The 13,603-nt window shown below is 54.5% G+C and carries 8 protein-coding genes and 1 pseudogene; 1 reads left to right on the plus strand and 8 read right to left on the minus strand.

Features of this window, described 5'->3' with window-relative positions; genetic code table 11:
* Positions 1-97 precede the first annotated feature (97 nt).
* Positions 98-1,300, plus strand: coding sequence for a plasmid pRiA4b ORF-3 family protein (locus Poly51_RS18635; protein ID WP_146459312.1), 1,203 nt, complete (start codon positions 98-100; stop codon positions 1,298-1,300).
* A 955-nt stretch (positions 1,301-2,255) separates the two neighbouring features.
* On the opposite strand, the pseudogene Poly51_RS18645 reads toward Poly51_RS18635, so the two are convergent.
* From Poly51_RS18645 to Poly51_RS18680, 8 genes and pseudogenes are all read right to left on the minus strand, one after another.
* Positions 2,256-2,645: pseudogene (locus Poly51_RS18645) on the minus strand (DUF1501 domain-containing protein); the annotation flags it as partial.
* Positions 2,646-2,788: 143 nt separating this feature from the next.
* The gene (locus Poly51_RS18650) at positions 2,789-3,571 is read right to left on the minus strand and encodes a 2-keto-4-pentenoate hydratase (RefSeq protein WP_146459313.1); all 783 of its coding nucleotides are present in this window, start codon (positions 3,569-3,571) and stop codon (positions 2,789-2,791) included.
* 22 nt (positions 3,572-3,593) lie between these two features.
* Positions 3,594-6,110 carry a right-handed parallel beta-helix repeat-containing protein gene (locus Poly51_RS18655; RefSeq protein ID WP_146459314.1) on the minus strand — a complete coding sequence of 839 codons (2,517 nt, stop codon included), beginning with the start codon at positions 6,108-6,110 and terminating at the stop codon, positions 3,594-3,596.
* A complete protein-coding gene (locus Poly51_RS18660; RefSeq protein ID WP_246114598.1) occupies positions 6,110-7,852 on the minus strand; it encodes an arylsulfatase in 1,743 nt (580 codons plus the stop codon). The genes Poly51_RS18655 and Poly51_RS18660 overlap by 1 nt, the downstream gene beginning before the upstream one ends.
* A 97-nt stretch (positions 7,853-7,949) precedes the next feature.
* Positions 7,950-9,476, minus strand: coding sequence for a sulfatase family protein (locus Poly51_RS18665; RefSeq protein WP_146459316.1), 1,527 nt, complete (start codon positions 9,474-9,476; stop codon positions 7,950-7,952).
* A gap of 3 nt (positions 9,477-9,479) precedes the next feature.
* Positions 9,480-11,081: a hypothetical protein gene (locus Poly51_RS18670; RefSeq protein WP_146459756.1), complete on the minus strand. Its 1,602-nt coding sequence runs from the start codon at positions 11,079-11,081 to the stop codon at positions 9,480-9,482.
* Positions 11,082-11,179: 98 nt separating this feature from the next.
* Positions 11,180-12,694, minus strand: a complete 1,515-nt coding sequence (locus Poly51_RS18675; protein WP_146459317.1) for a sulfatase family protein — start codon at positions 12,692-12,694, stop codon at positions 11,180-11,182.
* Positions 12,691-13,575 carry an alpha/beta hydrolase gene (locus tag Poly51_RS18680; RefSeq protein ID WP_146459318.1) on the minus strand — a complete coding sequence of 295 codons (885 nt, stop codon included), beginning with the start codon at positions 13,573-13,575 and terminating at the stop codon, positions 12,691-12,693. Before Poly51_RS18680 ends, Poly51_RS18675 begins: the two co-directional genes overlap by 4 nt.
* Between the last annotated feature and the right edge of the window lie 28 nt (positions 13,576-13,603).

The raw sequence follows: 13,603 nt of genomic DNA on the forward strand, positions 1-13,603 counted from the left end.
GGCCCTTGTGAAGAGTGTTCACAGGAATTCTATTGTCTCGCTTGATCGAGTCCAATGAGCAGTCACGACGGAACACTTCTCACCAATCAAAATTCCCATGAATGATATCCGGAATCTATTTGGTGCCGAGTTCTCCCCCGAACACCAAGCCGTGCTTCAGCAAACGAAAATCGACGAACGGTTGCCGGGTCCACTGCTGACGAATATTGAAACGTTGATCAACGTGATTGGAACGGGAATTCAGACGACGAGCGCCTACTTTGCGTTGCCACAGCGAGTGCTTGCGGAACTGAACGAGACCATGGTCGAACCAATGCCGCATGATTTGAAGCGTCCACAACTGCGTTCATTCCCGACGCTGATGGGCTTGTTCATGTTGCTACGCGGTGCCAGATTGGCGGTGGGCGAGACCAAACCCAAACGCATCGTCTTGATTGATCCAGCCATGCTGGAGCAGTGGCAGTCGCTCAATTCCACCGAACGTTTTTTCAATCTGATGGCGTGCTGCTTGTACGATGCATCATGGGATTGCGTCGGCATGCGAAGCCGTGGGGACAGTGGCTTGGTGAACGAGATCCGAAACGTCTACCTTCGTTTGCAGGAGAAAGTCACCGTGGTGGACGACGATCGCTTCGGAATCCTCTACGGCGTTGAAAATTCAGTCGCCCTTTGTTTGTTGCACCAATTCGGATGGCTGCGACTGGAATGCGACGCGAAGCCGAAACCCGGAAAGGCTGCGAACGTGCGTCGGATCGAGCGTACGGGCTTCGGCGATGCAATGTTTGTTGTGACTTGCAACTTAGGCCCTTACGAAAATAAAAAAACCGATTTCTTGCACGAGAAGCTGCAACCGATCTTTCCCGCATGGGCGAAAACACTCACGCGATCCGAACCAGCGTTTCGCGAAGGCAATCACACTTTTAAAGTATCGCTTGGAAAAATTTGGCGGCGAATGGTGGCTCCGGCGGACGCTGTTCTCGATGAACTTGCCGATGCGATATTGATGGCTTTCCGTTTTGATTTCGAGCACTTGTATCAGTTTGAATTGCGAGACGCGGCGGGCAACTCGATCAACGTTGTCGGACCCCATTTGGAAGATGCCAGTCACTTTGCCAATGAGATGCGAATCGGTGAAGTACCGCTCTCAATCGGTGAAACGATGGTTTTCCACTACGACTTTGGCGACGACTGGCGTTTCAAGGTGACTCTTGAATCCCTTCAGGAAGGCAAGCTGAGTGCCATCAAGGTCACCGCGAAGTCCGGCCAATCACCGAAGCAGTACAATCGCGACGATTGGTAAAAATTCAGATAGGGTAGTGAGCCCAGATGAACTGTTCTGCGCTGGCTTCGAAAGTCCACATGCTTGGACGGCCAGCAAGAGGCATTCGCGGAATCCGCCGGATAAAGTCAAAAGCAGAGGCGTTCAAAGATGCTCCAACCTGTTAACCCGAACATGGTTTTTCACCGTCCGGCTCGCAGGAGCCGAAGCAAACGGCGAATGAACTTAGAGCGCGGCTGAAAGGTGAGAGCGAGATAGTCTCGGCGGAGATTCGCCAACTTGGGGTTGTGATGGCTCAGCCGTGCCAGCCGAAGGGAGATAGCCGAGACTCTCTCGATTGCGGAAGCACTGCAAAAGACGTGCGTTTTTCGCGGCGAAAGTGACGCCGCGAGGTTGGGCACTCTGAACGAACCGGCGTGGTCGCCCTGGTTCGCAAATTGAAAAAAGTACAGCGGAAGCAACAGTCTTCGTGAAGAGTCTCGAGTAGACGAGAACTGAAAACGGTTTCGAGACAAAATGCATGATACGTTACGATTCCCCCCAAGCGAACGCAACGTTTTTGACACTGCAAATTCATTGCAGCGGAGTGCATTGCGATGAGCCACGCCTACGAACCCGATGAGCCACCGTATCGTTCGTTCCACCCGGCAACGAACCGCCGTACGAACCCGAAGAGGAAGACGATGGACCATACGTGTTCCCACCGTTGCCCGAACCCGAACCTCCGGTCTGGCCCGACGACTATCCGGCGGGCACCCCCGATCCCGGCCCACGACTGCCATGGTGGCCCGGTGATCTCTTCTGGCCACCGGAACCCAAACCGCCGGTGAGCATTGAGAATCAGTTGCCACCACACATCTGGCCCCGGCTCCCGCCCGACCATTCGTACCACTTGCCACCGGGACACTGGTATCCCGACAGCCTCCCGCCCGGTCACCCTGGTTCGGCCTATCCCGGCATGCCCGACCAGCCTGCCCTACGCCAGAATTTGCTTCACCACGCTGGCTGGCTCGACGCCGGTCAATTTGAAGTCCAGCCCCTGATGATGATACGTGAAACGTTCATGATCGATGCCACAGAGGTGTAGGAGTGTCGCTTGCAGATCACGGACATGGACGGGGTCTTCGGCAACGTGGAACGCGAACTCGTCGCTGCTGCCATGGATGTGTCCCGGTTTGACACCGCCACCGGCCATCCACATCGTGAACGCACGCGTGTGGTGATCGCGTCCGTGGGCTTTGCGATTGGTGATGTCGCCTTGAACGAACGGAGTCCGTCCGAACTCGCCGCCCCAAATCACGAGTGTATCATCGAGTAATCCGTGTGCCTTCAAATCCTTAACTAACGCAGCGTTGGGTTGATCGGTTCCAGGCGACTACGCATCGCCCATCCGTACCATCCATCAAAGAAGCAAGTCACATCGATTTGCGAAAGGGAGGAATCCACTGGCTTATAGTAAATTAATAGCTGAACCGCGGCTTTCTGTGGGTTGGGAGTGGTGAGATCGAACTAGCCTTCAACGCGCACTGTCGCAAGCTTGCCAAACTGATCGCATTGTACCTCGATGAGTTCGCCGACCGTCACTCGAAAAAGTGGCAATGGGGAGCCTGTCAGAACGATTTGGCCGCGAAGCAAGCGGCGGCCGTATTTTTCAAGGTGTTCCGCCAACTTAACGACACTGGCCATCGGCCCACCCTCAAGCTCATCTCCCGAAGCTTCTCCAAGAAGCTCGCCGTTTCGCAAGACGCGAAAGGTTGCAGAGGACAGAGCTTCTGAGTTCTCAAGCGGCGTCTCCTCGACGGGAAGCACAACTCCAGCGTGAATCGCATTGTTGGAAATCAATTCGGCCGCACGTCGATCGGGTGATCCACGAAAGACATAGTTATGAAGCTCGATGACAATGAAGCCCGCCGCGAGAACCTCGGCATTTCGTCGTAACCATTGAGCAGACGGCACGTCGTCCGCCAGTCGCACCGCGAACTCACCTTCGATCGCCAGTCCATCAAACTTGGCCGCGTGGAGCACGCTACCAGACGCGTGCAGTTCAGACTGCCAAACGTGACCAAAAACTGGACGGTCAAGGCCGAGTTGTCTTTGCATCGTGCGACTGATGCAGCCGATCTTGTAGCCAGCCACTTGTTCACCGCGCTGCTGGCGGAGCAACGCTACCTGGAACTGCAACGCGTAAGCCTGTTCAACAGAGAGCAAAGATTCCGGGCTCGCGAAGGAACTGCCGGGGCGTTGCCGGTCGAAGTCTTTAAGTTGCTTGGCGGCAAAGTGATCCAAATTCATGACAACCATTCATTAAGTCGCGTTATTGCTCTGTCCCAGAGTTAAATTTGAACTGATGCATTTGCTGGCCGCGCCAGACGATGGCCTGATGCGCGCCGCTTTTCAATCGTCGCATGGTACTTGCGAAGTTTCTGGCAGACGCCTTTTTGCCATCAATTTCCAACACGACATCATCGCTCTTAAAACCGCAGTCGGCCATTGGACTGGACGCCGGCACATTGACCAACAAGATACCCCGTGCGGAATCCATTCCGGTGGCCGTCAGTTCGGCTTCCGTCGTTAATGCCTTGTACTCCGCCTCCAGCACCTTGAGTTTCTGCGCTTTTGCCACTTCGTTGGGTTCTACTTTCCCGGGCAAGACGATCGCGGGTTCCTCAGCCATCGCCTCTAAGCGGGCGGAGAAAACACCGAATCCTTCCATGGGGAAATTCTTGAAACCAAGTGCCAGCACAGGAGAACTATCAGCCACTCGAAAGTCGCCAGCGACTGGATCCACAAACTGCGCATTGCCATAAAGACTGTCCGCATCGTCTTGGGTTTTGCTCTGGGCCGCGACCCAGGGTGCTGCGCCTTCACTGGCGGGGTTGTGCATGAAGGCTCGATTTCTAACACCGCCCCAAAGCAACGGGTTGGAAGCCGAATAGCCACCGCCCCACAGAACATTGGATTCAAAGAGATCCTGAGTCGGTTTCGGATACGGCACGTTGCAGGTGTAGCCTCCTGCTAGAACGACGTTGTTTCTGACGATCCGTTTGTATCCTTCCCGTGTCTTCAAGCCCCCGGACAAACACAGGTTGTGATAGATCTGGTAGTTGGTGGAGCCATCGTCCAAGTCGATGTCCCAACCGTGATCGCATTGCATACGGTTGTTGCGAAGAATGGTGGTCTGATAGGCATCCCAGAACGGCGAGTTCGGATCGTCTTCCATCCAAACGCTAATCAGAGGTTTACCGCGATCGTCTCGATGTCGGGGTCCGGACGGCCCGGCCTGGTGCCAATAGCGGTCACGCCCCCAGGAATTAAACGCTCCGTGATCATGCGTTTCCAGCACGGTGTCGAAACAATCGTTCCATTCGATCAAGTGACCGCCCCATGTGCCGTCGCAGACATTGATCGCCGCGCGCGGCGTATCGAAAACCGTATTGTGGCGCACCGTGATCCGGGACGACATCGAGAGGTTGATGCCGGAACACTGTTTTTCAATCCGACCGCAGCGGGTGATGAGATTGTTTTCGACCAGGCAGTCCGCCGGATATTCTTCCGTCTTTGGACCGATTTCCCGATCGACGCTGTCAAGCGGATGTGGCATGGTCAAATAGCTGAATCGGGGCGAACGCACCGCAGCAAACGAGCCAACAAAACTGACGTCGCTCGCACCATTATTTCTAAACAGGTTCCCGCGTATGACGGCGTGCCGGTTATAGCCATCAACGAACACCGCGTTGCCGCCCAACTCTTCAAAATCGCAGTCTTCGATCGCGACGTGTTCCGTTCCACGCAAATGGACGGCTCCCCCGCGATAGACGGTCCAGTCGCTTTGAAGCAAAGGTTCGCGGGTATCTAAAAACGTGCGTCGGGATCCCGCGAAACGCAAACCCTGAAACTGAATCCGTTGGACTGCCTTCACCGTCTCTGGGGTTTCCAACGTCAGATCGGCGATCGCATTGCCGGGATCCGGAATCTTCATGGTGGCGACCGGTTGCTTCTGATCTCCGTGGATCTCAACCAAATGACGCAATCGCACCACTTCGACCTTCGCGGCATCCAAATCGAAACCTGCGACAGGCTTGTAGTACAGCGTGTTCGAGTCGGCATCATGAAACCACTCCTCCGGCGCATCCAGTTCTTCGAAGATGTTTTCCACCATTCGCTGGCTTTCGTGCATGCCCATTTGGCGGTTGTTTTGCCAACCGCCTTCATAGGTGACGTCGCCGTTTTCATCTTTCCCGGTAATGCGATAGTGATAGCCGCCCCAGCGAGCACGGTGCATCGCGTGGATATAACCGCCCGACGGATCGGCCCACTTTGCAGCACGCTGTTTGGAAAAGGCATCTGCCGCAAAGCCTTGATAGGCGTCCGTCTTTTTGGTTGCATCATAATTCGGATACCTCGCCATCCGCTGTTGCTTGCCATCCATGAACAGTTGGTCGATATCCAATCCGGCCGGGGTTTTCGCTTGGAAAAGACCGTTCTTCCATGGTTGCCAATCCAGCGCCAGCTTTAAGCCACCGCTCAGCACTGCGCCGCCTCGGTTCTGGGCGCGGTAGATCACGGGATGTTCGTCCGAGCCCGAATCCTCCGGCGTCAGAACCAGTGTTTCGGGCAAGTAATAAACCCCGTCAGCCAAGATGACTGAGCACGGTTCTTTGCCCAGGTTTTGTGACGCACGCAAAGCATCCCGGGCGGCAGCGATCGTGGCCAGCGGCGCGTCAATCGCACCCGAATTGGTATCCGACCCCGCCGGACTGACATGAATTTCAACGGCGTGAGCCGTGATCGACAAGCACAACGCAACGAGAACAGTTAATACAAATCTCATCACTCACCGCCTTTGTTTTCAATGAATTCCACCTCGGTAAAGTAGGCACCACCGGCTTCGCCCTTTTTGTCATATAGGTACGTCACCAGTTCCGTCGGACCAGCGGGGAGATCGAGTTCCATCACAACTCCCATGCTCTTGTCCAAAACAGGCACCTCTTTTTCCATTCCCGCGATTTCGATTTTCGCTCGAACGGCCACTACTGGTTTGTTCGCCTCTTCGGGCCACTGCCGCAACGTCAAGCGATAACGCCCAGGTTCTTTTACATCCACCATCCACGGCGCGACCACACGTGGCAGCCGTTTGATTTGTCCGAAGCTAAACGGCGGATAACCTTTCTCCATCACCCAATCCTGCGAACACAGTTCGGTTGGATTCTGATCCGGGTTGCCCAAATCGATTCGGCTAACGCGATCAAGCAGGACGGGGGAAACCGATTCCCAGAACGGCTGATAGAGTGATTTCAATTGCTTGACCAATTCAGGATGATCACTGGAAACATCGTTGGCCTGAGAGAAGTCTTGCTCCATGTCGTAGAGTTTAAAGTTGTGACGAGGCGTCTCACGCCAGGAATTCACCAACCTCCATTTTTCAGTCAGAACAGCTGTGTCCGCCAAAGGTTCATCCAGCGGTGAAGAAAAAGATCGGCCGCCATGATGCTGAATCACAAGATGATCGCGCGTCCAACGGTCCTGCTGTCCCTTCAGCAGCGGCGTCAACGACAGACCGTCCAGATCGTATTCGTCAGGAACCTGCACGCCGCACATTTCGGCCAGCGTTGGAAGCACGTCCAAATGCGCCGCCAGTGTGTCAATGTCCTTTCCACCGGTCAGGTCGCCTTTAGGCCAGTGAATAAAGAAGGGAACCCGTTGCCCACCTTCGTAGATCGAAGATTTCTTGCCACGCATCCCTGCGTTGTAACCGGCCAAGACCTGAGAATCCTGGCCTTTGAACTTTCCACCACCGGAGGTTCCATTGTCCGTCATGAAAATCAGAATGGTGTTTTCCGCCAAGCCCATCTCATCAAGACGCTTGCGAAAAACGCCCATGTTCCAGTCGATGTTCGCGATCATGCCGTAGAACGCAGAGTTGACGATTTCTTTGTTGTCTTTGTAGGGCTGTTCCCATTCCGGCGGCACGCGATACGGCCCGTGCGGAGCATTCAAGGCGAGATAGAGAAAGAACGGCTTCTCTTTGTTTTGATCCACAAACCGAATCGCTTCCCGGAAGAACACATCGGTGCAGTAGCCTTCAAATTCTTCAAACTTCCCGATTCGACTGCCCGGCGTGACGCGTTCAAACGTGTCATCGAAATAGTCGTTGCCCCAATGGTCCGAACTCTGCCCGATCCCACCACAGCGGTGCCAAACCACATCCTGGAATCCTTTGTCCTGGGGACGTTGGGGAGCGTTGTCGCCAAGGTGCCATTTGCCGATCATGCCCGTCGCGTAGCCATTGTCCGCAAAGAGGTTGGCGATCGTTTTCTTTTCAGGAAACAGAATCGAGAGGCCCCCGGTTGTCCGATAGGCTCCCGTGCGACCGGCATGCTGACCTGTCATCAGCGAGGCTCGAGTCGGCGTGCAGAACGGACTGACATGGAAATCGGTGAACCGAATCGATTCACGATACAGTTTATCAATCTCCGGTGTCTTCAAGTTCGGGTTGCCGTGGCATCCGAGATCGCCATAGCCCTGATCATCGGTCATCACCAAAATCACATTGGGCCGTTCAGCTGCATTCACTGCTGCAGCGAAGCTGAGCCCGAGCAGAAGCGTATTCAATAAGTGTTTCACTATCTCTTTCTCAAGTTGGAATGCCATTGGAACCTAATCTGTCGTTTCATCGTTCTCTACGTTCTTTCTTTTGATTCCGATGCGTTTTCATGATGTCGATCTCCGCATCATTTGTCTGAGCCGCACCAGGGGTGCTTCGACCCTCGGCGACATAGTCCCTCAGCAACGCGACGAGTGCTTCCACTTTTTGCGGATACTTCGCGACGAGATTCGTGTTCTCGCTGACGTCGTCCTTCATGTTGTAAAGCTGCATTTCCGGTAGTCCCTGGCGGATTGCCTGAGAATCGGTCGGGGCGGTTGCTCCTCCGGATCCGGGTGCGAGCAAGAGTTTCCAATCGCCCTGACGAACTGCGAAACGACCACTCGACGAGTGATGCACGATCGCTTGACGCGGGTTCGGATCTTCCTTGCCATCAAGCCCTGACAAAAAGCTGATGCTGTCCTCCGCCGTGTCGTCGTCGAGTTCCACCTCGAACAACTCGGCGAAAGTCGCGATCACATCGGAGACAGAAATCATCTGATTGAACTCGGATTTTGGCTGCACTCGTGCGGGCCATCGCAGGATGAACGGCACTCGGTGACCGCCATCCCAGATCGCGGTTTTTTCGCCGCGGAAGTGAGCACTGGAATAATGCCCCTGTCTTTTCAGGTCCTCAATATTCGATGCTGGCCCCGACGTCCCGTTGTCTGAACTAAAGACAAGGATTGTGTTTTCGGTTAGCCCATTACGTTCCAGAGCCTTGATGATGTCGCCAACCGAGGCGTCGGTCTGCATCACGAAATCGCCATGATCGCCGAGGCCGCTCTTCCCCTGCCAATCCTTGGACGGCACCACGGGTGAGTGTGGTGAACTCATTGGGAAGTAGACGAAGAATGGTTTGCCGGCTTTGGCATCCGCGGCCTTCGCATCGATGTAATCCGTCACGGACTGGGTGAGTTCGGGGAGCACATCGATGATTTCGATTTCCTTGGTGATCCTGTCATCCTCAACAAAGCTGCTCATCGACCGACCGTGGTGATAACCGAAGAAGTGATCAAACCCGCGCGTCAACGGACCATCGACTACGCGTGTACCGATCGGTTTACCCGAAAGGTAGAGTGTTTTAGATTTTTTTCTGACGGTTGCTCCCTTGGGAGCGGTTGAGGTGTCATATTGATAATCCAAATGCCACTTCCCGAAGATCGCGGTGTGATAGCCCTGACCTTGAAACAGGTGTCCCAACGTCATCCGATCCGGAGCGATCAGACACGGATTGCCGCCTTTGGCGACGCCTGATTGCAATCGCGTTCGCCAGGCATACCGGCCGGTGAGTAATCCGTATCGAGACGGGGTGCAGACGGCGGATGTGGTGTGGGCGTCGGTAAACACCATGCCTTCCTCCGTCAACTGATCAAGATGGGGTGTAGGAATCAGCCCACGCTCTGGATTGAGCGCCTGCACTTCGCCGTAGCCCAAGTCATCCGCGAATACAAAGACCACATTGGGCTTGGTGTTGTTGGCACTCGCCAGCGGAACGAAAATCGTCAGCAGTAAATGGGTGGCTGCGACTGGTTTAAGTAACTTGATAAGCATGATCTACTCGGTTCCTCCTTTGCCAAAAGACAACTCGATTTTGTCCAAAAGTGGTTTTGATTTGTTCGGGGTCGTATCCGTCATTTTGACTTCAAACCGAAAACCAAATCCTTGGGGCAAGCTGGAAAGATCCATGGAGGCGGAGGTCCTTTGGATCTGTTTGGCGAACCCTGGCGTGTAGTCGTATGCTTCCTTCACGGCTTGCCAATCGGTCCACTGGTCGATCTTGGCATCGTCGTCGACGTCGACTCCGACGCGGACTTCAACGGTCTCAACCCAGGGTCCAGGGCTGGTGAAATCAGAGTCCTGTTGCGTTGCCAAATAGAATCGCCCCTCGGCGAAACAAATGTCTGGGTCAGGGTGCCCTTTGCCAATGTTGCCGCAAAATGTGAATTGCTTGTCCAGACTGGACGAAGTGAACCAGGCCACGCTCATCGCTTCTTTTCCGTGGGAACCCGCTGGATCGAAATCACCAAACAGGTAGTATTGCCCGCCAATCGAAATGGCGGCCCAATCTCCGAACGCATTCTGCTCGGGTTCGTGAATTTCGTATTCGGCCTGGTTTGTCGTATAGTTCTTTGGATCCTCTCGCTGCCAATGCGGGTGAGAGAAGGATCCCATCTTCCCGGTCGGCTTTGTGCGTTCGTCCACGGGTGGGGCCAGGATCTTAAAATCCTTGATTCCGTCTGCACTGACGACATGCGTCGCCAGCGGTGAATCCCAGGAGTGCGTCCTCGCGTTGATGGGACTCCAATCTTCAGCGATGACATGAAACGCACCTTCCAGATCACGAATGAAGGCGCAGTCAGACCCATGACTAGGATCCTTGAATGTGATGCCCATGTTCTGGCCCGGCACACCGTCGGTGAGATCTTCGTCCACATAGACATGTGGGTCCTGATCGTTGGGGAAGTCGTAGTAGATGTAGACTTTCCCATCGGCGTACTCAGCAGTGGTCACCCATTTGGCAAATTCCTCCGTGATGGGTCCGTGGTGAACCCAGTTGAGCATGTCGCGGCTTTGCCATGCGTGGTATCCGCCAAGACCCTTCTTAAGTCCTCCGGGTGCATTGAATTGGTTCGGCAGCGGTGTCGTCAGTAACGGAATATCGAAGCCTTCCAGGGTTGCGGTTTTTGCCTCGAACGCTGACGCAGGCTCAGCTTGCTTGACGATTTCCTTTTCCCTCTTCGCCGTCTCTACCCTCTTGTTCTTCTTGGCTTTCTTAGCCTCCTTGATTTTCTTCGTTGGAGTCGCCGTTGGGTTGAGGGGATCGAGATACTTCGCAAACATCCAGTAATTGTTTTGCCCGAGACTCAGCAAGACCGGTGCATTGTCCATACTGTCCGTACCGATATTCTTAGTCCTCTCCCAGTTCTCCCAGATGGGCGATTGCGCAAAGGTAATCGACTCCGCCGAACGCTTCTCGCGGAATCTCTTCAGCGTGCTTTGAATCGACGCCGTTTCAGCCGTGGGCGACGCGATGCCGTCTTTCAATTCGACATCGCGACTGGTCGCCGTCGCCTGCTCCCACTCGGCTTGGGTATCAACGGTCCACGACTCCGCTGCGGAGGCCTCCGTCAGGATCAAGGCAACCAACCATAACATCGTGGTAACAGTCATTCTTTTCAAAAGCATCAATTTAAAGATCCGGATAATGGTGTTTTTTGATTTGTAACTTCTGGTCACTGCCCTGGGTCGATGGCCTACCTCTTGCTCTTCCATAGCTTGATGTCATCGGCGTCATTCTTGGATTCCAGCCCCTCGGTACTGCGTCCTCGTGTGACGTCGGCTTCCAGTTTCGCGAGCAAGCGTTCCGCCACTTCAGGATGAGATTCGTAAAGGTTCGTGGTTTCCGCCGGATCGCTTTCCATGTCATAAAGTTGAGCGATCGGGCTGCTACTGTCGGCCTGCCGTTCCGTGGGAGAGGTCCAACCACCCGAAGCCTTTGCCAACAGCAGTTTCCATTTTCCCTGTCGATATCCAAAGTGCCCGCTGATTGAGTGGTGAATCACGCCTTCACGCTTCGAAACAATCGATTTTCCGCTGAGGGCTGGCAGAAAGCTAACGCTGTCTTCGGCGCTGCCTGCGGGCAACGGTGCACCGGTCAGTTCCGAAACGGTGGCAAAGAAGTCGGTTAAGCAGATGGTCTGTTCACAGGTTGAGCCTGCGTCCACCATTCCAGGCCAACGCACAACGAACGGAACGCGATGCCCGCCGTCCCACAAATCGGATTTGGACCCGCGATAACCGGCGCTGACAACGTGCCCCTGTTCTGCGAGCTGAGGAATACCTGCGACTTTGGAACATCCATTGTCACTGCTGAAGATGACCAGCGTATTTTCGGCAAGGCCATGCCTGTCCAACGCCGCAGTGATTTCTCCGACTCCCGCATCGGTTTGCATGACGAAGTCCGCATAATCTCCCAAGCCGCTACGCCCCTGCCACTGCTTGGTGGGAAGAATCGGAGAGTGTGGGGAGCCGTAGGGCACGTAGAGAAAGAAAGGCGATTCATCGGCATCGGTGCCGCGTGCTTCGATGTACTTCACTGACTCACGGGTCAGGCGGGGCAACATGTTGATCTCCGCGTCATGTTTAATCACCGTGCCGTTCTCGATCACGCCCTTCATGTCTCCTGCATGATGAAACCCGTGAAAGAAATCAAAACCGCGATGGACCGGGCCATCAGGAATCACACTCCCGACCGGAGCAAGCGCACGTTTGCGTCCGCGACTCTTTTGATCATTGGTGTTCTCGGTGCCTTTCTTCTTTGCCCCCCTGCCCAGCAATTTTCCGGTATGGGGGTCCTGATACTGAAAGTTAAGATGCCACTTGCCGATGATCCCGGTGTGGTAGCCCTGGGACTTCAGGAAACTGGCGACGGTCGGACGATCTTCCGCAATCAGATCGGGCGCGAACCCTTGAACGACACCACTTTGATGTTTCGTCCGCCAACTGTATCGCCCCGTCATCAAGCCGTATCGCGTCGGAGTGCAGACCGATGATCCAGAGTGTGCGTCGGTAAAGACCATGCCATCAGCAGCCAGCTTGTCCACCGATGGCGTTAAAATCTTTCCATGCTCGGGGTTCAAACATTGCACGTCGCCGTAACCGAGATCATCACAAAGGATGAAAACGATGTTCGGTTTGGCGGCCGATGCATCGGCAATGTGCCAAAACGCCAGAAGGCTCAGTACCGTGGTAGTGATGATTCGGTTCATGGTTCAGCTCTTGTTGTTTTCATTGTTCCGTTCAGATAGCCCAGCGTGGTTAGGAATGCGCAGCACTTCTGCATCCCTTGCTCGTAAACTGATGTGTCTTTAATTTTGGGCCGGAAGAAAGTCGAATTGAAGAATCCGTGCTCCTGGTTTTCAAAGGCCTCAAGCTGGCACTGGTTTCCCGCCGCTTTCATCAATCGCGTGAATCGTTCCGCGTTCTCAAACGGGACCGTTCTGTCTTTTGTTCCATGCAACACTAACGTCGGCACGATGCCGGGTCGGACATGGTGACAGGGGGAGATGTCCGTGTCGCGATCAGCGCCAATCCTGGACCGTCCGAAGCCTTTATCCGTTGTATCCAAGACGGCATTGAACAAAAGCATAGCGTTGGGCACGGAACTGACCGTCAGGTCTTCACCCTCTTCCTCTTCACCTTCAATCAGTCCGGTGCAAGCGGCGACATGGCCACCTGCGGATCCGCCCGATGCTGCGATCCGTTGCGGATCAATGCCAAGTTCCGCTGCGTGGATGCGAATCCAGCGCACCGCCGACTTGGCGTCTTTGACTGATTCAAACGGAGTGGTCTTGTTCCGTTTCTTCACGCGATATTCCGCCGAGAAGGCGACCATGCCCTCGTCCGCAAGTGTTCGAGCTTGCTGGAAAAACTGTCTTGGAGTTCCGCTGGACCAGCCGCCACCAAAAAAGAAGACGATGGCCGGAGTCTTGTCGCTGGCTTGGTGACCTTCCGGTTCAAAAACATGTAACTTCAATTCAACGCCACCAATTGTCTTGTAAGTGATCTCGCGATCGGGCGCAAAGTCATCGGCGATTGCACGTTGACTGACAAACGAGATCAGTGCAATCAATAAGAGCTTTGTCTTCAATTTGGTACCTTGGTTTTGAGTAGCATGG

It is taken from the genome of Rubripirellula tenax (genome assembly GCF_007860125.1).
Lineage (GTDB): Bacteria > Planctomycetota > Planctomycetia > Pirellulales > Pirellulaceae > Rubripirellula > Rubripirellula tenax.